The organism is Streptosporangium nanhuense, from assembly GCF_059358815.1.
In genome coordinates this window covers 15,048-37,775 of record NZ_JCADBG010000011.1, presented here as the reverse complement: position 1 = coordinate 37,775, position 22,728 = coordinate 15,048, and the positions used below count along the sequence as shown (strand labels likewise).

The following is a 22,728-nucleotide window of genomic DNA, read 5'->3' as shown; positions in this document are numbered from 1 at the left end:
CTCTGACCCCCTCCTGCCGTTCCGTACGACCGTCGAGGAGACGTTTTCCCATGGCACGCACCGGTGAGCGCGGCGACCTGCTGAGATGCACGTTCTGCGGCAAGAGCCAGAAGCAGGTCATGAGGCTGATCGCCGGTCCCGGCGGCGTCTACATCTGCGACGAGTGCGTCGGGCTGTGCAACGAGCTCATCGAGGAGGAGTTCGGGGAGACCTCCGCCCCCTCGGGGAGCGGGAGCGGCGGGCCGCCGAAGCCGCGGGAGATCCACGACTTCCTCGGGCGGTACGTGGTCGGGCAGGAGGGCGCCAAGAGGTCGCTCGCGGTGGCGGTCTACAACCACTACAAGCGCGTGCGCGCGGACGCGCGGCAGGCCGCGGGCGGGGAGCCGGTCGAACTGGGCAAGTCCAACATCCTGCTGGTCGGCCCGACCGGCTCCGGCAAGACCCACCTGGTCCAGACGCTCGCCCGGATGCTCGACGTCCCGTTCGCGATCGCCGACGCCACCGCCCTGACGGAGGCGGGCTACGTGGGCGAGGACGTCGAGAACATCCTGCTCAAGCTGATCCAGGCCGCCGACCACGACATCAGGAGAGCCCAGACCGGCATCGTCTACATCGACGAGATCGACAAGATCGCCCGCAGGGGAGAAAACCCGTCGATCACCCGCGACGTCTCCGGCGAGGGCGTGCAGCAGGCCCTGCTGAAGATCCTGGAAGGCACCGTCGCGAGCGTGCCGCCGCAGGGTGGCCGCAAGCACCCGCAGCAGGAGTTCATCCAGATCGACACCACGGACGTGCTGTTCATCGCCGGGGGCGCGTTCTCCGGCCTGGAGCAGATCATCGAGGCCAGGACCGGCCAGGGTGGTGCTGGGTTCGGCGCCCCGATCGGTCCCGGGCGGGGGCGGGACGTCCTCGCCGAGGTCATGCCCGAGGACCTGCTGAGGTTCGGGCTCATCCCCGAGCTGGTCGGCCGGCTCCCGGTGCTGGCGACCCTGCGGCCGCTGGACCGCGCGGCGCTGGTGCGGATCCTCACCGAACCGCGCAACGCCCTGATCAAGCAGTACCGCAGGCTCTTCGAGATGGACGGGGTGGAGCTGGAGTTCACCGAGGAGGCCGTCGGCGCGATCGCCGACCAGGCGCTGCTGCGGCGCACCGGCGCCCGCGCGACCCGCGCCGTCCTTGAGGAGATCCTGCTCAACGTGATGTACGAGGTGCCCGGCCGCGAGGACGTGGCCCGCGTCGTGATCGACCGCGACACCGTGCTCGGCAACGTCAACCCGACCCTGGTGCCGCGCCGCCACCCCGACCGCGGCCCCGAGCGCCGCGACAGGTCGGCCTGAAAGGCTCCCCGGCCTTCCTCCCTCACCGGCGCGCTGTCGGGAGGAGTCGTCAACGCGCGGTTTCCCTGCCGGCGGGCGTCCATGAAGCGTGATGACGGCACCGGTCCTCCTCACCGGCGATCTTCCTCACCGCCGGTTCTCCTCGTCGCCGGTTCTCCTCGCCGGCGGTCTTCCTCAGCGGCGGGTGTCGGCCAGGCGTGCCGCCCTGGCGTGCAGGTAGCGCTGCTGCGGCAGGCCGGTGGCGCGCCGGGCCGCCTCCCGGTAGCCCTCGCGCGCCGCCACGTGATCACCGGCCATCTCCAGCAGGTGCGCGCGGACGGCGTGCAGCCGGTGGTCCCCGGCGATCCGCTCGTCGGCCGCGAGCGGATCGAGCAGGCCGAGCCCGGCGTGCGGGCCGCGGGCCATGGCCACCGCCACCGCGTGGTTCAGCGCCACCATCGGATTGTCGGAGATCCGCATCAGCAGCTCGTACAGCGCGGTGATCTGCGGCCAGTCGGTCGCCTCGGCGCTCGGCGCCTCGTCGTGGATCGCGGCGATCGCCGCCTGGAGCTGGTACGGGCCGGCCGGCCCCCGGGGGAGCGCGCCGGTGATGAGCGCCACCCCCTCGGCGACGGCGCCGGCGTCCCACCGGCCGCGGTCCTGCTCGGCCATCGGGATCAGCGAGCCGTCCGGCCCGGTGCGCGCGGGCCGGCGCGCGTCGGTGAGCACCATGAGCGCGAGCAGCCCCGTCACCTCGCCGTCGTCGGGCAGCAGCCGGTGGACCATCCGGGTCAGCCGGATCGCCTCCGCCGACAGCTCGACACGCTGCAGGTTCGGACCCGAGGTGCTCGCGTAGCCCTCATTGAAGATCAAATAGAGGACGTGCAGGACCACGCGGAGGCGTTCGGCGCGCTCTGTGCCCGAGGGGATGCCGAACGGGACGCCGCTGTCCTTGACGCTCCGCTTGGCCCGGGTGATGCGCCGGGTCATGGTCGCCTCCGGCACCAGGAACGCCCGGGCGATCTCCGCGGTGGTCAGGCCGCCGACGGCCCGCAGGGTGAGGGCGATCTGCGAGGCCGCCGACAGCGAGGGGTGGCAGCACATGAACAGCAGGATGAGCGTGTCGTCGGACTCGGCGGCGGGCCGGTCGGCGGCCGGTGCCAGCCACTGGTCGGGCAGCGTCCACCGGGCGACGGTGTCCTCGCGGCGCCGGCGCGCCTGCTCGGCGCGCAGCAGGTCGGTCAGCCTGCGCGAGGCGACCGTGATCAGCCAGCCCCGCGGGCTGTCGGGGAGGCCCTCCTTGGGCCACTGCGTGGCGGCGGCGAGGAGCGCCTCCTGCGTCGCGTCGTCGGCGGCGTCGAAGTGCCCGTAGCGCCGTACCACCGCGCCGAGGACCTGCGGCGCCAGATGACGCAGCAGGTCCTCGAACTCGGTGCCGGGCACGGTGCCGGGCTCAGGGGCGATCAGATCGCCATTTCGCCCTGGAACTCCTCGACCGGCCGTACGTCGGCGTAGGAGTTGGCGGCGATGTCGCCGGGGGCGGGGCACTCGCCCAGCCGGGCGGCGATCTCGGTCGCCCGGTCGAAGCTCTCGCACTCCACGATCCAGTAACCGGCCAGGACCTCCTGGGTCTCGGCGTACGGGCCGTCGGTCACGACCGGGACGCCGTCCTTCGACCCCACCCTGCGGGTGTGGACCGGGGCGGCCAGCCCGCGTGTCTCGACGAACTCGCCGGACTCCTCCAGGTCCCTGGCGAACGCCTCCATGAACGCGTGCATCGGCGCGAAGTCCTCCGGGGACAGGGCCGGGCGGTCGTCGTCCTTGCCCGCCATGGCGTCGTAGTCGCGCTGCGAGCCGTACATCAAGATCATGTACTTCATGGTGTCTTCCTCTCCGCCGGCGCCGCCGTGGCGCCCGGCACCGGAGACGTCGGAGCCGCGGACCCCTACCGGACATCCGCGCGCGACCGGATCGCCGGCGCCGGCTCCCCAGGGTATTCGACGGCGGCTCAGGTGACGGGGACCAGGTCGGGGCCCACGACGTGCCCCTGGTGGGGCTCGGGGTCGTTCTGGTCGTGGCGGAAGTGCCCGGCGTACCAGACGACGACGTTGGTGGCGCTGACGCTCTCGCCGTCGACGAAGCGGTTCAGCATCGCCCGGTTGTCGGGGCCGGTGTTGCCGTCGTACAGCTCGGCCGGGTGGTGGCGCAGGAACCACAGGTCGGCGACGCCGTAGGGGTCGGTGGTGTTGTCGTGCTCGCCGGGGTGTATCCGCCACCCCCGGCCGCTGGTGCCGTCGGTCACCTGCCAGAACAGGGCGGGGTGGCGGCGCTTGCGGGCGACCTCGCGCACGATCGGCACTCCCTGGGGGACGGTCGAGCCGGTGTCGTCGAACTGCTCGATCACGTCGTTGGCCGACCCCTCCACGTCGAAGTCGAAGCGCCAGTAGACGTGGTGGCGGTGGCGCATGCAGGTTCGCGGGTTGCGCACCCCGGCGAAACCGAAGCGGGGCTTGATCGTGCCGTCGTCGGTCAGGCGCCACTCCGAGGCGTAGCGGTACCAGCCGGCCGCGATCTCGCTGACGATCCGCAGCTCGTGGCCGTCGTGGTGGAAGGCCACGCCCTGGAAGTTGCCCGCGTCGTTGTCGGGCCGCTCCAGGATGGTCCGGGGCGGCTCGGCGCAGACGCGCCATCCCCAGCCCACCGGCTCGGTGCCGGTCGCCGAGAAGCGGGTCTCCTCGTACTGCCAGTCGCGGTAGGTGACGCCGTCCTCCTCGTACTGGACGTTGAGGATCGGCACGTGCGCCTGGCGCAGCACGAGCCTGCCCCGGTGGCGCACCTCCCTCAGCTCGACCCCCGAGCCGTCGCCGGGGTCGGTGGGCGTCGAGGCGCGCGGCCGTACCACGATCATGTTCCACAGCTCGGTGGTTCCGTCGAGCACGCGCAGCCGCACCTGGTCGGGGCCGCCCCGGTCGCGCAGCTTCTCCACGGGGACGGGCAGGTGCGACTCGCAGTCGCCCGGGTGGTGCATCGCGACGCCGACACCGGCGGGCGACCAGTCGACGACGCCGCCGGCCACGTCCACCGCGACGATGCGGTGCCGGGTGGCGCCCGAGGGGTCGTAGACGCCCAGGGTGGGACGGCGGGTGGTGGTGCCGTCGGGGTTGTCCAGGTCGGCCAGCGGCGGCATGGGCTGGTAGACCAGCACGTCGTCCCCGGTGGGGAAGCGCTCGTCGGCGCGCAGGATCGCCGCCGCGGCCCTCAGCTCCTCGTGGCGCGGGTTGGGCCGGTGGGCGCTGGGCAGCACCTGCGCCTCCTCGGGCCGGTCCAGGGTGCCGCGCAGCTCGACCCCCCGGTTGGAGACCGGGTCGAACACCCCCGCCCGGAACGGGGCGCCCGCGTCCGGGTCGTGGCCGAGCGCCACCGCGGGCCCCACGATCAGCCGCCCGGCCTCGGCGCCCTCCAGGTGGGCGAGCACGCCGGGGTGGGCCGCGGCCACCTCCCGTACCCGCTCGGCCGCCAGCTCCGCCCGGCCGACTGCCTCGATGATCACTTTTACGGTCACGGTGGCCTCCCCGTCGCGGCGTGCCGGTGGCCATGCCGCCCCCGGCATCCGGCGCCTCCCTGTCATATCGCCCCGTTCGGGCGCTGGGAAGACCCCGGATCCTCGCGTACGGCGTCACCTACCGGCGTGCGGGGCGGACCGGCGTGGTGACGCCGTACGACGCGGGGCGGGCAGGCCCGCCCGGAGGCGGAGAGGCCGCGCCGCCGGACCCGGCTCGGTGCCGGGCCCGCCTCAGCGGTCGAGCCGCAGGGCGATGTCGACCACCTGCCGGCCGGCGGGGAAGGCGCCGTAGTTGTAGTTGACGCCGCCGGTGAGCAGGTTGACGCCGTAGAACCGGTAGCGTCCGCCGACCCTCAGCGAGGCGAAGGCGCTGTTGGAGACGGTGACGCCGTTGCGCAGCGAGCTGTAGACGTCGAAGCCCGCCGCGCCGGTGGCGGCCACCCGCAGGTTGCCGGTCGCCACCACCACGCCCGCGTTGGCGGGCGACTGCAGGAGCACCCGGTCGGCGGTGGTGTCCACGTCGAAGAGCGTCGTGCCGGTGGCCGGGCTGAGGTCGTTGTTGGTGTATCCGGCGCCCAGCACGCCGGTCACGACCGTTCCCGGGACGTTCGGCGCCGTGGAGGGGTTGGCCAGCGGGGCGTCGGCCACGGTCTGGCCCACCGCGGGGGTGCCCACCGGGTCGTCGATGTTGTGGCGCAGGTTCTGCCCGTTGTCGCTGATCACGCGCAGCCGGTTGGCGGCGGGGTTGAAGTCGACGCCGAAGCCGGTGCCGCTCAGCGGCACGGTCAGCTGCGAGACCTTGGCCGCGATGGACGGCCCGCTGAGCGTGTAGACGCCGCCCTGGTTGCCGACGCCGTACAGCCTGCCGTTCTGCACGCGGTAGTCGATGCCGACGAGCGCGGTGTCACCGACGAGCCCGTTGACCCTGCCGAGGTCGCGGACGCGGTTGGGGGAGCGGATCTCGAAACCCACCAGACGCTGGTTGTCGGTCAGCCCGATGGCGTCGAAGCCGGGCACGGCCGCCGCGGGCACGGCGCCGCTCGCTGTGTTGCTCGCGGTGTTGCTCGCGGCGCCGCCCGCCGCACTGTCCGCCGCGCTGTCGGCCGCGCCGCTCGTCGCACCGGCCGCCACCGTGCTCAGTGCCATCACGGTGGCGATGAGTGTCCTTCGCATGTGCCTCTCCTTCGTGGCCGGGTGCCGCTGCACCCGTACTTCGGCGACAAGGCCGTTACAGATCGTAAGCACCCCATCACAAAAAGTGGCGCCGGGGCTCGTGAAAAGGAGGCGTACCGCCCGCGTGTTGGGGAACGGCCGGAGATCGGCCCGCCCGCATTCGGGCGGAGCCCGGCGAAACCCGCGAAACCCCGCCCCCCGCGTCGTGGGCGCGGACTCCTCGGCGACCGTTCGGAGACGGGGGGCGGGGCAGGGGCGAGGGCGCGGGGAACGGGCGTTCGGGGTTTCGGCGGCTGTCCTACACTTGCGCGAGCGGGTTCAGCGCGGAGGAGGCGGCGTGCAGCCGGAGCAACGCGGGGTGGCGGGCGTGTCCATTTCCGCCGTGCTCGAACGCATCACCTACGCCAACGAGGAGACGGGCTACACCATCGCCCGGGTGGCCACCGACCGCTCCGGCGCCGACCTGCTGACCGTGGTCGGGCCGCTGCTGGGGGCCCAGCCCGGCGAGTCGCTGAAGCTGACCGGGCGCTGGGCCTCCCATCCCAAGTACGGCAAGCAGTTCGAGGTGTGGTCCTACGACACCGTGCTGCCGGCCACCATCCAGGGCATCCGCCGCTACCTGGGCTCCGGGCTGATCAAGGGCATCGGGCCGAAGATGGCCGAGCGGATCGTCGACCACTTCGGCGTCGACACCCTGGAGGTCATCGAGAACACCCCCGAGCGGCTGGTCGAGGTCCCCGGCCTCGGCCCCAAGCGGACCAAGATGATCGGCGTCGCCTGGGAGGAACAGAAGATCATCAAAGAGGTGATGATCTTCCTGCAGGGGGTCGGCGTGTCCACCTCGATCGCGGTCCGCATCTTCAAGCAGTACGGCGACAGGTCCATCACGGTCGTCAGGAGCGAGCCCTACCGGCTGGCCGACGACGTGTGGGGCATCGGCTTCAAGACCGCCGACACCATCGCCCAGGCCGTGGGCATCCCGCACGACAGCCCCGAGCGCGTCAAGGCGGGCCTGCGCTACACCCTGTCCCAGGCCGCCGACGACGGCCACTGCTACCTCCCGGCGCCCAACCTGATCGGCGACGCGGTGAAGATCCTGGAGGTTCCCGCCGAGCTGACCGCGCGCTGCCTGGAGGAGCTGGTCGCCGAGGAGGGCGTGGTCCGCGAGGACGTCCCGGTCGGCGACGGCAGCGTCCCGGCGGTCTACCTGGTGCCCTTCCACCGCGCCGAGCTGTCCCTGGCCGGGGCGTTGCGCTCCCTGCTGGCCTGCGAGCACGACCGGCTGGGCGCCTTCGCCTCCGTCGACTGGGAGGCGGCGCTGAAATGGCTGCGCACCAGGACCGGCGCCGAGCTCGCCGAGGAGCAGGCCCACTCGGTACGGCTGGCGCTGACGGAGAAGGTCGCGGTGCTGACCGGCGGCCCCGGCTGCGGCAAGAGCTTCACCGTGCGCTCCATCGTCACCCTGGCCCGCGCCAAGAAGGCCAAGGTGATCCTGGCCGCGCCCACCGGCAGGGCGGCCAAGCGCCTGGCGGAGCTGACCGGCCACGAGGCCACCACCGTGCACCGGCTGCTGCAGCTGCGTCCCGGCGGGGACGCCACCTTCGACCGCGACAACCCGCTGGACGCCGACCTGGTGGTGGTCGACGAGGCCTCGATGCTGGACCTGCTGCTGGCCAACAAGCTGGTCAAGGCCGTCGCCCCGGGCACGCACCTGCTGTTCGTGGGCGACGTCGACCAGCTGCCCTCGGTCGGCGCGGGCGAGGTGTTGCGCGACCTGCTGGCCGCCGAGGAGGAGATCCCCCGGGTGCGGCTGACCCACATCTTCCGCCAGGCCCAGGAGTCGGGGGTGGTCGTCAACGCCCACCGGGTCAACACCGGCCTGCCCCCGGCACTGGAGGGCATGACCGACTTCTTCCTGTTCCCCTGCGAGGAGCCCGAGGAGATCGCGGCGCTGACCGTGGACGTGGTCGCCAACCGCATCCCGCGCAAGTTCGGCCTCAACCCGCGCCGCGACGTGCAGGTCCTCTCCCCGATGCACCGGGGCCCCGCCGGGGCCGGAAACCTCAACAACGCGCTGCAGGAGGCGCTCACCCCCTCCAGGGAGGGCATGCCCGAGCGCCGCTACGGCGGGCGGGTCTTCCGGGTCGGCGACAAGGTCACCCAGCTGCGCAACAACTACGAGAAGGGCGCGGCGGGGGTGTTCAACGGCACCGTGGGCATGGTCGTCGACATCAAGCCCGACGACCAGAAACTGATCGTGCTGACCGACGAGGACGAGAACGTCGAGTACGCCTTCGACGAGCTGGACGAGCTGGCCCACGCCTACGCGGTGTCGATCCACCGCTCCCAGGGCAGCGAGTACCCCGCGGTGGTCATCCCGCTGTCCACCAGCGCGTGGATGATGCTGCAGCGCAACCTGCTCTACACCGCGATCACCCGGGCCAAGAAGCTCGTCGTCATCGTCGGCTCGCGCCGCGCGCTGGCCCAGGCGGTACGCACCCGGGGTGCCGGGCGCCGCCACACCAGCCTCACCCACCGCCTGCGCGGCCGCTGAGAGGCCCCTTCGGGGAGTCGCCCGCCCGTGAGTGTCGGCGCGGGCTCCGGCCGAGACCCCCGTCGACCTCAGGCCGGTGATCTCAGGCCGGTGGTCTCAGGCCGGTCGAGGCCGGTCTTCGGATCGGTGAGGCCCAGCAGGCGGGCCAGGGCCTCGTGCCCGGCGCGGGTGACGTTCAGGGCACGCCCGGAGCCGATCCGGGCGACCCAGCCGCGCTCCAGGGCGGTCGCGCACAGCACTGCCCCGGCGGTGCCGGCCAGGTGGTGGCGGCGTTCGGTCCAGTCCAGGCAGGGCCGGGCCAGGGGGCGGCGCCCGGTGGCGGGCAGGGGGGCGCCCAGCTCGGCGGCGAACCACGACAGCCCCTCGTCGCTGAGCGCGAACCCGGCGTCCCGGCGCAGCAGGCCCCGGGCGGTGAGCGCGTCGGCGATCGTCACGCCGAGCCGCCCGGCCAGGTGGTCGTAGCAGGTCCGGGCCCCGGCCAGCGCGCGGGCCGCGCTCGCGGCGCGCAGTGACGCGGGCCGGGGAGCGGCCCCGAGGCCGGCGTGGGCCGCGTGGGCGGCCAGGTCCTCGACGAGCTGGGCCACCCCCGGCCCGGCCAGGCGCACGTAGCGGTGGCGTCCCTGGCGCTCCTCGGCCAGCAGCCCGCCCGCGACGAGCTGGGACAGGTGCTCGCTGGCGGTCGAGGGCGCGACCCCGGCGTACCGGGCCAGCTCCCCGGCGCTCCAGGCCCGCCCGTCCAGCAGGGCCAGGCAGAACGTGGCGCGGGTGCCGTCGGCGAGCAGGGCGGCCAGCGCCGCCAGCGGGACCTGGGTGGTCGGCGTCATGGTCCCATCATCGGCCCGGAACGGTTCGGCGCCGGCCGAAACGTGCCCGGGCCGCCGCTCCCGCCCCGGCGGTGGCCGCCGTCGAGAAACGGTGACATGCGGCGGACGGGGCGCGCATGTTCGGCGCCGATCGTGATTCGTCATGAACGAGCCACGCACGATCCCCTCCCGGCCCCGTGACCGGCTGTACGCCGCGGCCACGCTGGTGCTCGCCGTGTCCCTGCTGCCCGTGGCGTTCGTCCGGTGTCCCGGCCGTGCCCGCGAGCTGGCCTGCCGCTGGGCGTTGCGGCTGCGGTTCCCCGCCGAGGACCTCACCGGGCTCACCGACGGCGCCCTGGCGGCGTTCACCGCGGCGCGCACCCGGGCGCTCTGGCGTCACGGCCAGCTCATCGGCCTCACCTCGGGATACCGCGATCCCCATGTCCAGCAGCGGATGTTCGAGGAGGAGGTGCGCCGTGCCGGCTCCCCGGCGCTGGCACGCATGCTCGTGCTGCCACCGGCGGAGTCCGGCCACGTCAAGGGGGTCGCGCTGGACGTGCGCCCCCACGAGGGCGCGCGCTGGCTGGAGGAACACGGTGCCCGCTACGACCTGTACCGCATCTACGACAACGAGTGGTGGCACTTCGAGCACCGCCCCGGCAGCGGCGGCAGACCGCCGCGACGACGGCCCCACCCCGGCGTGGGCCACGCCGGCGAGTGAACGGCCCCCGCGTCCGGGCCCCAAGGCCACCGGGCTTACAGGGCTCATCGGGCTCATCGGGCTCACCGGGGTGGGACGGCGGCGGCGGGCGCGGCCGTGACACAACCATGACACGGCGCTGACGAGCCGGGGACATGGTCACCCGACAGTGGAGCGGTGGGTCCGGCTGTCTCCGTACCACCGAGGAAGGCTGATCGATCGTGACCGAACGCGTACGCGTGGCCGTGCTGGCGGGTGGGCCGTCCGCCGAGCACGAGGTGTCGCTGCAGTCGGCGCAGGCCGTGCTCCACGCTCTGCCGAGGGATCTGTACGAGCCCGTCCCCGTCATCATCGACCGGCGGGGCAGGTGGCCGGTGGAGTTGCGGCGCGATCTGGCGGACGTGGTCTTCCCCGTGCTGCACGGGCCGTTCGGCGAGGACGGCGTCGTCCAGGGTCACCTGGAGACGCTGGGCGTCCCGTACGTGGGCTGCGGCGTCATGGCCTCCGCCGTTGCGATGAACAAGGTCGCGATGCGGCGCGCGTTCCTGGCGGAGGACATCCCGATCACCCCGCACGTGTGGTTCACCGAGCACGAATGGCGCACCACCACCGACCCCTGGGATCTGGTGAAGTCACTCGAGTGGCCGATGTACGTCAAACCGGCCAACATGGGCTCCTCCATCGGCATCTCACGGGTCACCTCCATCGAGGAGCTGCGCGCGGGCGTGGACCTGGCGCTGACCTACGACCGGGTGGTCGTCGTCGAGCAGGGCGTGAGCGCGCGCGAGATCATCTGCGGCGTGCTGGGCGGCTACGACACCCCGCAGGCCTCGGTGCCCGGCGAGCTCATCGTGCCCGGCGACTGGCTCGACTACGAGGCCAAGTACCTCAGCCGGGCCGAGATCGCCGCCATCCCCGCCGTGCTGCCGGAACGGGTGGCCGATGAGGTGCGCGAGCTGGCCCTGCGCGCCTTCCGGGCGATCGGCGGCTACGGCCTGTCCCGTGTCGACTTCCTCCACGAGGAGGACACCGGACGCCTGTACGTGCTGGAGATCAACACCATGCCCGGCTTCACCTCCCGTTCCGTCTACGCCAGGGCCTGGGGGGCGAGCGGCGTCGCCTACCCGGACCTGCTGCGCCGCCTCATCGACCTCGCGTTCGCCAGGAGCGGCTCATGATCCCCATGACGCTGGACGAGATCGCGCGGGTCGTCGGCGCGAGCCCGCACGACGTGCGCGACGTGCGGGCGCTGGTGACGGCGCCCTCGGCGGTCGACTCCCGCGAGGTGGTGCCCGGCGGCCTGTTCGCCGCGACGGCCGGCGCCCGCTCCGACGGTCACGACCACGCGGCCGGTGCCGTCGCGGGCGGCGCCGTCGCCGTACTGGCATCCAGGCCCGTGGGCGTGCCCGCCCTCGTGGTCGAGGACGTCCAGCTCGCGCTCGGCCTGCTGGCCAGGCACCTGCTCGACCGCATCGGCCCGACCGTGATCGGCCTGACCGGCTCCGTGGGCAAGACCACGACCAAGGACCTGCTGGCCCAGGTGCTGGAACGGCACGCCGCGACGGTCGCCACCGACAGGTCGTTCAACAACGAGCTCGGGCTGCCGCTCACCGTGCTGCGCGCCGACGCCGGCACCCGGTACCTGGTGCTGGAGATGGGTGCGGGCCGCAAGGGCGACCTGAGGTACCTGACCGGGATCGCACCGCCCCGGGTCGGGCTGGTGCTCAACGTGGGCACCGCGCACGTGGAGCGGATGGGAACCGGGCCGGCCGACGTGGCCGAGGCCAAGGGCGAGCTGGTGGAGGCACTTCCGGCGGACGGGTTCGCGCTGCTCAACGCCGACGACCCGTACGTCATGGGCATGGCCGGTCGCACCAGGGCCCCGATCCTGCTGTACGGCCGGTCGGCGCGGGCGTCGGTGCGGGCCGAGGACGTGCGGATGAGCGGCCGCGCGCGAGCCGCGTTCGAGCTGGTGACGCCCTCCGGCCGCGCCCCGGTCGAGCTCGGCCTCATCGGCGAGCACCAGGTGGGCAACGCCCTGGCCGCCGCCGCCGTCGCCACCGCTCTCGGCCTGGGCGCGGCCGAGATCGCCGAGGGGCTGAGCGCCGCGCGGCGGCGCTCAGCGGGCCGCCTGGAGATCGTCGAACGACCCGACGGCGTCACCGTCGTCGACGACGCCTACAACGCCAGCCCCGAATCCGTGCTGGCCGGGCTGCGGGCGGTGAGGGCCCTGGCCGGCACCCGCCGTACCGTCGCCGTGCTCGGCGCGATGGGGCAGCAGGCGGACGCCTCCCGCGCCCGGCACGCGGAGGTGGGCCGGCTCGTCGCCGACCTCCGCTTCGACGTGCTGATCGCGGTCGGGACGGGAGATCCGCTCGCGATGGCGCGGGCGGCGCGGGCCTCGGACCGGGGCGTGACCGTCCACACCGCCGAGGACGTGGCCGGGGCCGTGGAGCTGGCCACCGCGCTTGTCGAACCGGGGGACGTGGTGTTCGTCAAGGCCTCCAGCGAGATCGGGCTGGGCGCCTGCGCCCGCGCGCTGGCCGGAGCCTGACCGCCGGCACGAGCCGTCGACCCGCCGGAACACAGAGACACAGAGACACAGAAACGGGGTTCCATGCGCACCATCGGTCTCATCGGCGGGTTGAGCTGGGAGTCGACGGTGATCTACTACCAGATCATCAACCAGCGGGTACGCGAGCGGCTCGGCGGCAGCCATTCCGCCGACAGCCTCATCTGGTCGGTCGACTACACGACCGTGGAGGACCTCATCTTCGCCGACCGCTGGGACGAGGTCGGCTCGCTGCTGGCCGGCGCCGGCCGGAAACTGGAGGATCTCGGCGCCGGGGTCCTGCTCGTCTGCAGCAACACCTTCAGCCGGGTGAGCGACGACGTGGCGCGGGCCGCGAGCGTGCCCGTGCTGCACATCGCCGACGCCGTGGGCGCGGAGGCCGCCGCCAGGGGGATGCGCAGGGTCGGCCTGCTGGGCACCCGCTTCACCATGGAGCAGCCCTTCTACCGGGACCGGCTGGCCGCCCACGGCTTCGACGTGGTCGTCCCCGGGCGCGAGCAGCGGGAACTGGCCCATCGAGTGATCTTCGACGAGCTGGTGCGCGGGGTGCTCCGGGAATCCTCCAGGGACGCCTACGCCCAGATCATCGCCGATCTCGCGGCCGACGGGGCCGAGGGCGTCATCCTCGGCTGCACGGAGATCGAGCTCCTGATCACCGAGAAGGACACCGCCGTCCCGCTGCTGCCGAGCGCCCGGCTGCACGCGGAGGCGGCGGCCGGCTTCGCGCTGACCGGCTGAGGCGCCCTCGGCCGCGTTCCCTCACGGCGCTGCGGCGCCGTACGGCGGCCCCAGACGGCGCGGGGGGCGTGAGCACGTTCGGCACCGGCGTGCGCGGTCGCCGCCCCGGCCGTCGCCATCACCCGATCTTCCCGGGAGCACGGCCTTCCCGGGAGCGCGATCTTCCCGGGAGCGCGGCCTTCCCGGGAGCGCGGCGGACCGCCCGGGGCGGTCGTCACCCCGGGCAGCTCCGGGGGCCGACGCTCTGCCCGGCGCCGACGACGGTGACCTGGGCGGCGCTCTCCGGCACCGTGGCGGCGGCCGTGCACACGATCTGCCCGAGGGCCGGCGCGGACAGCTCGCCGGGCGGGGTGGACAGGGTCACCACCAGGTGGTCGGCCGGCTTGGCGGTCAGCGAGAACGGGCCGGCGTCGGACGGGACGTCGGAGGTGAATCCCTGCGCCCGCTCCCCGGCGGTGGGCCCGGCCGCCAGCAGCGCGAGCGTGTCCGTCTCGAACAGGGGAAGGCCACCGGGCCGCGGTCGCGTCACCGCGCCGAGCCGGCCGTTCTTCACCAGGTAGAGGGTGATCGTCGTGGTCGGTGCGACGCGTCCGCTCGGCGGGGCCTCTCCGGTGATGACGCCGCTGGGCTGCACGCCGCAGCCGGTCACGGCGACGAGCGACACGAGGCCCGCGGCGAGCACGCGGCGGGCGGGTGCGGTCCTCATTCGGGGCCTCCGTCCGGATCGGGTGCCCGGCGTGGCAGGCGCAGCGTGAAGAGGGCGCCGCCGTCCGGGGCGTTGGTGACGGTGAGGTCGCCCCGGTGCAGGCGCGCGTTCTCCCGCGCGATGGCCAGGCCCAGGCCGCTGCCCTCGGACCTGGCCCTGGCCGCGCTGGCCTTGTAGAACCGGTCGAACACGTGGGGCAGCACCGCCTCCCGCAGTCCCGCTCCGTGGTCGCGGACCTCAAGTGTGATCAGGTGCGGGTCGGCGCGAAGCCGTACCGACACCGGTGGCTCGCCGTGCCGCAGGGCGTTGCCGACCAGGTTCGCGAGGATGACGTCCACCCGGCGCGGGTCCAGCCACGCCGTCACCCCGGCCGGAACCTCGGTGCGCACCCGCTCCGACCAGCCGCGGACGCGCAGGGTCGCGCGTACCAGTTCGGCCATGTCGACCTCGTTGGGCGCCAGGGCCGCGACGCCGGAGTCGAACCTGCTGATCTCGATGAGGTCGTTCACCAGGGCGGTGAGGTTGAGCGTCTCCTGGCTGACCAGCCTGGCCGCCCTGTCGGCGGGCTCGGGCAGCCGGTCGGCCTCCTCGTCGAGGACGTCGGCGACCGCGGCGAGCGCGGCCAGCGGGGTGCGCAGCTCGTGCGACACGTCGGCCACGAACCGGCGGGCGTCGGCCTCCATCTCGCGCAGCTGCATGACGTGCCGTTCCAGCTCGGCGGCGGTGTCGTTGAAGGTGCGCGCCACCTCGGCCAGCTCGTCGGAGCCGCGCACCGCGATCCTGGTGCGCATCTCGCCCTCGCCCAGCAGGCGTGCGGCCCGGCCGAGCTCGCGCACCGGGCCCAGCACGCCACGGGTGGCCAGCAGCGCCAGAAGGATCGCGAACGCCAGGGCCGCCCCGCCGGTGAGCCAGGCCCGTGCGGCGAGCGCGTCGATGCTGCGCTGTTCGGGGAGCAGGTTGCGCGCGCTGTAGACCTCGATGCCCGACACCCGCGTCGTCCGGTCCCGCTCGATGATCAGCAGCGGCGAGCCGATGATCAGGATGGGCCCGCTGCGCCACACCACGCGTTGCCAGGCGATGTCGCCGCCGGCCACCACCTGCCGCAGCTCCGGCGGGATCACCTTGAGATCCAGGCTCTGGGGCTCCTCGCCCGGCACCCCGTGTCCCGGCGGCGGGGGCGGGCCCGGGGGGAGCGGCGAGTGCCTGTCGCGGTAGACGGCGACCGCGAAGCTGTTCTGGCCGGCCGCGGCCGCGGCGATCTCGCCGAGCTCCTCCGGGCCCGGCGCCGCGCTCCGCAACGGGTAGAGCGCCTCCAGGCGGCTGGTCATCGCCTGCACCGCGGCGTCCTGGGTCCGCTGCAGGATGTCGTTGCGGGCCTGGACGTAGAGCCCGCCGGCCACCGCCGCCGCGGTGACCACGCACAAAAGCGCGAAGGCGAACAGCAGCCGGGCACGCAGCCCCAGGCTCGGCCAAGGGGTCACCGGCGGCTCACACCGGCCCGAACCGGTACCCGAACCCACGCACCGTCTGCACGTAGACGGGTGCCGCCGAGTCGTCCTCGATCTTCGCGCGCAGCCGCTGCACGCACGCGTCCACCAGGCGCGAGTCGCCGAAGTAGCCGTGCTCCCACACCGACTCCAGCAGCTGCTGGCGGCTGTGCACCCGGCCCGGGGTGCCGGAGAGCTCCAGCAGCAGGCGCAGCTCGGTCGGGGCCAGGTCCACCGGCACGCCGCGTCTGGCGACCACGATCCCGGCCCGGTCGATGGTCAGGTCCCCGTGCCGTTCCAGCTCGGCCTGGTCGCGGCCGATGCGCCGGAGCACGGCGCCGATGCGCGCCTCGAGCACCCTGGGCTGCACCGGCTTGACCACGTAGTCGTCGGCGCCCGCCTCCAGCCCGGCCACCACGTCCATGTCGTCGCCGCGCGCGGTCAGCATGATGATCGGTAGCTGGCCGGCGGCCCGGATGCGGCGGCAGACCTCGAACCCGTCCATGCCGGGCAGCATCAGATCGAGCACGACGACGTCGGGAAGGTCCGTGCGCAGCCGTTCCAGCCCCTGCTCGCCGGACTCCACCGCGCGCACCCGGTAGCCGTGCAAGGTCAGGGCCAGCTCAAGGCCCTCCCGCACGGCCGGGTCGTCCTCGATCAGCAACACTCGCGACACGCCCCCGCGTTTCACAGCACGCCCCCGTAACTCGCCCGCGACCCGTCCGCCGGTCAACCCTGTTCACTGTCGGCCGCCCGTGTGCCCGCCTCGTCTTCGCCATGTCATGGTTGTGTCACGGCCTCGCCGGCGGTGGCCGTCATCGGCGGACGGTGACCCGCGGCGCCAATCGTAGTTCGTCGGCACCGCACCCATCCGCGCCCATCCACACCCATCCGTGCCCGTCCGTGCCCGTCCGTGCTCATCCGGGCGGCATCCCGTCCCGGCTCGTCGGCCGGTCGCCCCCGTTTCGGCCGTGACGGTGCCCGCGTTCTACGGGAAAGGCGCGCCGGGCCCGATCCGCGCCACAGCGCCGTTCCCCACCCCGGTGAGGCGCCGGTACGGCCGCTGCTCATGACGGGCGAGATCCGCCGCGAGAACCTCCGCGCCGCCGTGCGTCACGGCGAACTCCGCCCCGGCGTCGCCCCCCACCCGGCCACTTCGGCGCCACGACGACCACCGTCAAGCGCTGACCTGCGGCGGCGCGATCTCGCGTACCCGATGCCGCGCTCTCACCGAGATCCGCCCAAGGGGGCACCCACCTGGTCGTTTTGCCTTTTCCTGACTGCCGGTTGGCCTTTTTTTGACTTTAGGAAGAGACCGAAACGTTACCAAATCAGGCGCAACCATGTTCAGTCATCATGCATCTCCTATTAGTGTTTTAAGAGCAGTTTGCTGTAGTTGGGGAGAGAAATTGTGCTGATCGTGGAACGCCGATACCTCAGGACGCCGCTGGCCGGTCTGGCCCTGGCGACCGCGGCGGTGCTCGTCACCGCCTGCTCCGGAGGGGCGGCCCCGGAGGCTTCTCCCGGTCCGGGCGCCGGATCGGGCGCCGTCTCCGCCACCGCCCCGGCCGTGACGGAGATAAGGATCAGCCCGGCCAAGGGCAGCAAGACCGTGCGCCCGGACAAGAAGGTCGTCGTCGCGGCCTCCAACGGGGCGTTGGAGGAGGTCACCGTGGAAAGCGGCGGCCGCGAGCTGGCGGGTGACTTCGACGCCGAGCGCACGAAGTGGATCTCCTCCACGCCCATGATGCCGGACAGCGACTACAGCGTTTCGGTCCGGGCGGTGGACGGCACGACCGCCGGCAGCTCCTTCAGGACGCTCAAGCCCAAGCACGAGCTCGAGGTGGCGGACGTCACCCCGGCGATCAAGGGGGAGAAGGTCGGCGTGGGGGCGCCGATCATCGTCACCTTCAACCAGCAGGTCGCCAACAAGGCCGGGGTGGAGAAGGCCCTGGAGGTCAAGGCGCAAAAGCCGGCCCAGGGCGCGTGGCGGTGGATCAACGACACAACCGTGATCTACCGGACCGCGAAATTCTGGCAGCCGCACCAGAAGGTGACCTTCACCGCCCGCCTCAAGGGCGTGCAGGGCGGCAAGGACATGTACGGCGTGAAGGACATGACCAAGGTCATCCGGATCGGCGCGGCCCAGATCGCCACGATCGACACCCGCAAGCACAAGATGATCGTCAAGCGGGACGGCAAGGTCGTGCAGACCATGCTGATCAGCGCGGGCAACGCCAGCACCCGCGAGTACACCACCACCAGCGGTGTCCACCTGGCGATGGGCAAGGCCAACCCCGAGCGCATGATCTCCCCGGGCCGCAAGAAGGGCGACCCCGGCTACTACGACCTGATGATCAATCACGCGGTCCGTTTCTCCAACAGTGGCGAGTACGTGCACGCGCTGAACAACGTGTGGGCCCAGGGACGCCAGAACGTCAGCCACGGGTGCATCAACTCCCGCCCCGACCAGGCCAAGTGGTACTACGACCAGGTCCAGCGCGGCGACGTGATCACCATCAGGGGGACCAACCGCGAGATGGAGTGGAACAACGGCTGGGGCTTCTGGCAGCTGTCGTTCAAGGAATGGCGCAAGGGCAGCGCCCTGACCCGGGCCTGACCGCTCCGGCGCCGCCCCACCGCTCAGGTCAGGTCGGGTCAGGCCACCCCGCCTGGCGCCCTGACCTGGCCTGACCCCTCGACCGGTCCCGGACCGGCCCCGTCCCGGCCTCGGCGGCTCGCGTGCGGGCCCTGGCCGGTGGCCTTGGACCGGTGGTCCCGGGCGGTGCGGGGATGGTGGGAAACGGGCCGCGCCCGGCCGGGCGGGCGCGGTAGCGTGTGCGGCGAACACGACGGCGGCGCGGGGGCGCCGCCGGTGGGGACGTTCTCGGGGGAGGACCGTGTGAGGCTCCAGGAGCAGGTGCTCATCTTCGACGCCGACGACACGCTGTGGGAGAACAACGTGTTGTTCGAGCGGGTCGTCGAGGACTTCCTCGACTGGCTGGCGCATCCGACCCTCGACCGGGCCCACATCCGCGCCCTCCTCGACGACATCCAGGCGGCCAACGCCGTCACCCACGGCTACGGCAGCACGATGTTCCTGCGCAGCCTCGGCGAGTGCTTCGAGCGGCTGAGCGAGCGCCCCGCGACCGCGGCCGAGCGTCGCCGCATCGACGAGCTGGCCCTGGCCCTCGTCGAGCGCCGGGTGGAGCTGGTCGACGGCGTGGCCGAGACGCTCACGACCCTGGGCGAGCGCCACGAGCTGCTCCTGCTCACCAAGGGCGACCTGGACGAGCAGCGGCGCAAGCTGGAGGCCTCGCAGCTGGCCCACCACTTCCGCGACGTGCACATCGTGGCCGAGAAGGACGTCGGGATCTACCGGTGGCTGGCCCGCGAGCACGCGCTGGCGCCCGCGACGACCTGGATGATCGGCAACTCCCCGAAGTCGGACATCCTTCCCGCCCGGCAGGCGGGGATGAACGCGGTGTTCATCCCCAACGACCACACCTGGGCGCTGGAGCAGACCGATCTCGACCCCGGCGACGAGCGGGTGCTGCGGCTGGGCAGGTTCCCCGAGCTGCTGGACCACTTCTGACGGTTCCGGGGGTCCTGTGGGCGCGGCCTCAGCTCCCGTGCGCGGGGTTCGCGGAGTCGGCGGGGTCGGCGGGGTCGGCGGCGGCCACGCCGGGCCGGGTGAGGCGTTCGGGATCGACGACCCTGTCGTAGAGGGCCTCGCCGACGCCCGATCTCAGGGCGGCGTCCTTGAGGGTGAGGTCCTCGCGCAGCGCGCGGTGGGCGATGCGCGCGGCCCTGTCGTAGCCGATGGCCGGGCTGAGCGCGGTGACCATCATGAGCGAGCGCTCGACGTTGTCGGCCAGCCTGGCGGTGTCGAGCCGGACGCCCTCGACGAGATAGACGCGGAAGTGGTCCATCGCGTCGGCCAGCAGCCGCACCGAGCGTAGGACGTTGTCGATGATGACCGGCCGGAAGGCGTTGAGCTCGAAGTTGCCCTCCGCGCCCGCCATCGAGACCGCCGTGTCGTTGCCCACGACCTGGACGCAGATCATCAGCACCGCCTCGGCCTGGGTCGGGTTCACCTTTCCCGGCATGATCGACGAGCCCGGCTCGTTGGCGGGCAGCACCAGCTCGCGCAGGCCCGTACGGGGCCCCGAGCCCAGCCAGCGCATGTCGTTGGCGAACTTGAACAGCGGCACCGCCAGGGTGCGCAGCGCCGCCGAGAAACGCACCAGCGCGTCGCAGGAGGCCTGGGCGGCGAAGGCGTTGGGGGCGCCGGTGAAGGCCAGCCCGGTCAGGGCGGCGATCCGCGCGGCGGCCGCGTCCCCGAACCCGGGCGGCGCGTTCAGCCCGGTGCCCACCGCCGTGCCGCCGATCGCCAGCCGGTACACCCCCGCCAGGGCGTGGCGCAGATCGTCCTCGGCGTCCTGGAGCTGGGCGGCGTAGCCCGACCACTCCTGGCCGACCGTCAGCGGCGTGGCGTCCTCCAGGTGGGTGCGGCCGATCTTGACCACGTGCTCCCACCTGCGGCTGCGGGCCTCGGCGGCCTGCCTCAGCCGCGCCAGCGCGGGCAGCAGGTGGCCGGTGGCGGCCCGGGCGGCGGCGATGTGCATGGCGGTGACGAAGGTGTCGTTGGAGGACTGCCCCATGTTGACGTGGTCGTTGGGGTGGATCGGCTCCTTGGCGCCGAGCCGGCCGCCGAGCAGCTGGATCGCCCGGTTGGAGATCACCTCGTTGACGTTCATGTTCGACTGGGTGCCGGAGCCGGTCTGCCAGACGTACAGCGGGAACTCCGTGTCCAGCTCCCCGGCGACGACCTCGTCGCAGACCCGGCCGATCAGGTCGGCCTTCCAGCCGGGCAGGCGCCCGGCCTCGCCGTTGACCAGGGCCGCGGCCTTCTTGACGACACCGTAGGCGTGGTAGACGGCCTTGGGCATCCGGTCCTCGCCGATGTCGAAGTGGATCAGCGACCGCTGCGTCTGCGCGCCCCAGTAGTGGTCGGCCGGGACCTGGATCTCACCCATCGAGTCGCTCTCGGTACGGGTGCCCGAGGCCCGCAGCCCGATCGGCACGTCGAGGATCGTGGGCGCGTTCTCCTTCACGCGCCGCGGATGGCGGGCGGCCACCGTCAGGCCCCCCTGACCGGCCGGTAGCACGGCTGCCACATCGCGTCCTGCACCTGCTGGACGGGGTCGGGCAGGTCCACGCGGGCCAGGTGCTCGGCGGCGGCCTGGCGGGCGACGGCGACGGCGACGGTGGCCGAGACCTCCCGCAGGGCGCCGACCGGGGGCAGCAGGGAGGCGCCGGGCGAGGAGAGGTCGGCCATCGAGCCGACCGCCTCGGCCGCGGCCTGGAGCATGCCGTCGCTGACCCGCCGGGCGCGCGAGACGATCACCCCCAGTCCCAGCCCCGGATACAGCAGGGCGTTGTTGGCCTGGCCGATGACGTGGGTGAGGCCGTCGTGGGTGACGGGGGCGACCGGGATGCCGGTGGCGACCAGGACGCGGCCGTCGGTCCAGCGGATCAGGTCCTCGGGCATCGCCTCGATGCGGCTGGTCGGGTTGGAGATGGGGAAGATGACGGGCCGTTCGACGGCGGCGGCCATGGCGCGCACGATCTGCTCGGTGAAGGCGCCGTGTGCGGTGGAGGTGCCCAGCAGCATGGTCGGGTGGACGCGGCCGACGACCTCGGCCAGCCCGATCCCGTTCTCCTTGGCGTCCCTGAGCCAGCCGGTGACCTCCGAGGCCGGGCGGGCGTAGGGGGTCTGGAAGTCCCGCAGGCCCGACATGTCGTCGGTCAGCAGGCCCTGCCGGTCGACCGCCCAGATACGGCGGGTGGCCTCCTGGACCTCCAGGCCGTCGCGCACCATCGCGTCGCGCAGCTGGTCGGCGATCCCGATGCCGGCCGTACCGGCGCCGAAGACGACGATCCGCTGGTCGCGCATGGGGGTGGCCGAGACGCGGGCGGCGCCCAGCATGGCCGCCAGCACGATCGCGCCGGTGCCCTGCATGTCGTCGTTGAAGGTGGGCACGCGGGCGGTGTAGCGCTCCAGGATGCGCCGGGCGTTGGAGGGGCCGAAGTCCTCCCAGTGCAGCATCGCGCCGGGAAAGCGGGCGGTGGCCGCCGAGACGTAGGCGTCGACGAAGTCGTCGTAGCGCCGCCCCCGCACCCGCGAGTGCCGGTTGCCGACGTAGAGGGGGTCGTTGAGCAGTTTCTCGTTGTCGGTGCCGACGTCCAGCGCCACGGCGACGACCCGGGCGGGGTCGACTCCCGCGGCGGCGGTGTAGACGGCCAGCTTGCCGACGGCGATGCCCGCGCCGCCGCCCACCCCCCAGTCGCCGATGCCGAGGATCTCCTCGGCGTCGGAGGCGACGACCAGGTCGACGTCGTCGGGCCCCAGGCCCAGGTTGGCGAAGGCCCGCTCGACGTCCGCCACGTCGTCGACCGACAGGTAGACCCCTCGCGGCCGGCGGTACTCGTGGCTGTAGCCCTCGATCGCCCGGGCGATCGTCGGGTCGTAGACGACCGGCAGCATCTCGGGCAGGTGATCGCCGAGCAGCCGGTAGAACAACACCTCGTTGCGGTCCTGCAGCGCCGTCAGGTAGATGTTCTTGCGCAGGTCGTCCGGTTGCGCCAGATACTGCTCGTAGGCGCGGCGCGCCTGCTCCTCCAGCGTCTCGACCGCCACCGGCAGGAGCCCGTCCAGGCCCAGCTCCCGGCGTTCGGCCGGGGTGAAGGCCGTGCCCTTGTTCAGCAGCGGGTTGTCCAGGACCTCCAGGCCGCGCCCCGGGGTGGTGTAGCTCCCGTCGGGGTTCTCCGCGAAGCCGCGGCGCGCCCGGGTGAGCCGCCGCCTTCTGCCCGGCGACATCGTCTTGCCCATGGTGTCCTCCCCGCCCGTCGACGGCCGCCCGGCGTGCGGGCCCGTCCCCGTTTATGCCCTCCCCGGGGCAAGGTGGAGAACGCCACAATCAGGACAAAGGTTCTTTTTGCCGCTTAATGTCCTTTCTGAAAGCCGTCCTTGCCGGAGGCCGGTGGAGAAGGCGGCAGGACTCACCACAGGCAGGGCTCAAGCAGGACTCATAAGCAGGACTCACAAGCAGGA

At 72.8% G+C, this 22,728-nt stretch carries 18 protein-coding genes; 8 read left to right on the top strand and 10 right to left on the bottom strand.

Annotation, left to right across the window (positions count from 1 at the left end; translation table 11 throughout):
* Positions 1–50 precede the first annotated feature (50 nt).
* A complete protein-coding gene (gene clpX, locus AC5L38_RS21470; protein WP_495244601.1) occupies positions 51–1,337 on the top strand; it encodes an ATP-dependent Clp protease ATP-binding subunit ClpX in 1,287 nt (428 codons plus the stop codon).
* A gap of 174 nt (positions 1,338–1,511) precedes the next feature.
* Here the strand turns inward: clpX and AC5L38_RS21465 are convergent, their stop codons facing one another.
* From AC5L38_RS21465 to AC5L38_RS21450, 4 genes are all read right to left on the bottom strand, one after another.
* Complete coding sequence (locus tag AC5L38_RS21465) at positions 1,512–2,759, bottom strand: RNA polymerase sigma factor (protein ID WP_495244600.1); 1,248 nt, start codon at positions 2,757–2,759, stop codon at positions 1,512–1,514.
* Positions 2,760–2,779: 20 nt separating this feature from the next.
* A complete protein-coding gene (locus AC5L38_RS21460) occupies positions 2,780–3,196 on the bottom strand; it encodes a YciI family protein (RefSeq protein WP_495244599.1) in 417 nt (138 codons plus the stop codon).
* Between the two features lie 128 nt (positions 3,197–3,324).
* Complete coding sequence (locus AC5L38_RS21455) at positions 3,325–4,878, bottom strand: hypothetical protein (RefSeq protein ID WP_495244598.1); 1,554 nt, start codon at positions 4,876–4,878, stop codon at positions 3,325–3,327.
* Positions 4,879–5,109: 231 nt separating this feature from the next.
* Positions 5,110–6,051: a DUF4394 domain-containing protein gene (locus AC5L38_RS21450; RefSeq protein WP_495244597.1), complete on the bottom strand. Its 942-nt coding sequence runs from the start codon at positions 6,049–6,051 to the stop codon at positions 5,110–5,112.
* 337 nt (positions 6,052–6,388) lie between these two features.
* Here AC5L38_RS21450 and recD2 point away from each other — a divergent pair, with 337 nt between their 5' ends.
* The gene (gene recD2 / locus AC5L38_RS21445; protein ID WP_495244596.1) at positions 6,389–8,605 is read left to right on the top strand and encodes an SF1B family DNA helicase RecD2; all 2,217 of its coding nucleotides are present in this window, start codon (positions 6,389–6,391) and stop codon (positions 8,603–8,605) included.
* Positions 8,606–8,673: 68 nt separating this feature from the next.
* Here recD2 and AC5L38_RS21440 read toward each other — a convergent pair whose 3' ends face one another.
* Positions 8,674–9,429 (bottom strand): helix-turn-helix domain-containing protein, encoded by a 756-nt coding sequence (locus AC5L38_RS21440; RefSeq protein ID WP_495244595.1) that lies wholly within the window; start codon positions 9,427–9,429, stop codon positions 8,674–8,676.
* Between the two features lie 142 nt (positions 9,430–9,571).
* Between AC5L38_RS21440 and vanY-N the strand changes: the two genes are divergently transcribed.
* The 4 genes from vanY-N to AC5L38_RS21420 all read left to right on the top strand — a co-directional run bounded on the left by vanY-N (position 9,572) and on the right by AC5L38_RS21420 (position 13,418).
* Positions 9,572–10,129 (top strand): D,D-peptidase/D,D-carboxypeptidase VanY-N, encoded by a 558-nt coding sequence (vanY-N, locus tag AC5L38_RS21435; RefSeq protein WP_495244594.1) that lies wholly within the window; start codon positions 9,572–9,574, stop codon positions 10,127–10,129.
* Between the two features lie 200 nt (positions 10,130–10,329).
* Positions 10,330–11,286 (top strand): D-alanine--D-alanine ligase family protein, encoded by a 957-nt coding sequence (locus tag AC5L38_RS21430; protein ID WP_495244593.1) that lies wholly within the window; start codon positions 10,330–10,332, stop codon positions 11,284–11,286.
* Positions 11,283–12,662, top strand: a complete 1,380-nt coding sequence (locus AC5L38_RS21425; RefSeq protein ID WP_495244592.1) for a UDP-N-acetylmuramoyl-tripeptide--D-alanyl-D-alanine ligase — start codon at positions 11,283–11,285, stop codon at positions 12,660–12,662. The genes AC5L38_RS21430 and AC5L38_RS21425 overlap by 4 nt, the downstream gene beginning before the upstream one ends.
* Before the next feature lie 63 nt (positions 12,663–12,725).
* Positions 12,726–13,418, top strand: coding sequence for an aspartate/glutamate racemase family protein (locus AC5L38_RS21420; protein WP_495244591.1), 693 nt, complete (start codon positions 12,726–12,728; stop codon positions 13,416–13,418).
* A gap of 214 nt (positions 13,419–13,632) precedes the next feature.
* Here AC5L38_RS21420 and AC5L38_RS21415 read toward each other — a convergent pair whose 3' ends face one another.
* From AC5L38_RS21415 to AC5L38_RS21405, 3 genes are read right to left on the bottom strand one after another with little or no spacing between them, the layout of a single operon-like run.
* Positions 13,633–14,124: a hypothetical protein gene (locus tag AC5L38_RS21415; RefSeq protein ID WP_495244590.1), complete on the bottom strand. Its 492-nt coding sequence runs from the start codon at positions 14,122–14,124 to the stop codon at positions 13,633–13,635.
* Entirely contained in the window at positions 14,121–15,605 is a 1,485-nt protein-coding gene (locus AC5L38_RS21410; RefSeq protein ID WP_495244589.1) for an ATP-binding protein, read from the bottom strand. The genes AC5L38_RS21415 and AC5L38_RS21410 overlap by 4 nt, the downstream gene beginning before the upstream one ends.
* Before the next feature lie 7 nt (positions 15,606–15,612).
* The gene (locus AC5L38_RS21405) at positions 15,613–16,287 is read right to left on the bottom strand and encodes a response regulator (protein ID WP_389919760.1); all 675 of its coding nucleotides are present in this window, start codon (positions 16,285–16,287) and stop codon (positions 15,613–15,615) included.
* 744 nt (positions 16,288–17,031) lie between these two features.
* Between AC5L38_RS21405 and AC5L38_RS21400 the strand changes: the two genes are divergently transcribed.
* Entirely contained in the window at positions 17,032–18,231 is a 1,200-nt protein-coding gene (locus AC5L38_RS21400; RefSeq protein ID WP_495244588.1) for a L,D-transpeptidase, read from the top strand.
* A 282-nt stretch (positions 18,232–18,513) separates the two neighbouring features.
* Positions 18,514–19,206 carry an HAD family hydrolase gene (locus AC5L38_RS21395; protein ID WP_495244587.1) on the top strand — a complete coding sequence of 231 codons (693 nt, stop codon included), beginning with the start codon at positions 18,514–18,516 and terminating at the stop codon, positions 19,204–19,206.
* Between the two features lie 28 nt (positions 19,207–19,234).
* Here AC5L38_RS21395 and fumC read toward each other — a convergent pair whose 3' ends face one another.
* Both fumC and AC5L38_RS21385 read right to left on the bottom strand, forming a co-directional pair.
* The gene (gene fumC / locus AC5L38_RS21390; RefSeq protein WP_495244586.1) at positions 19,235–20,791 is read right to left on the bottom strand and encodes a class II fumarate hydratase; all 1,557 of its coding nucleotides are present in this window, start codon (positions 20,789–20,791) and stop codon (positions 19,235–19,237) included.
* Positions 20,755–22,506, bottom strand: coding sequence for an NAD-dependent malic enzyme (locus AC5L38_RS21385; protein WP_495244585.1), 1,752 nt, complete (start codon positions 22,504–22,506; stop codon positions 20,755–20,757). Before AC5L38_RS21385 ends, fumC begins: the two co-directional genes overlap by 37 nt.
* Positions 22,507–22,728: the final 222 nt, after the last annotated feature.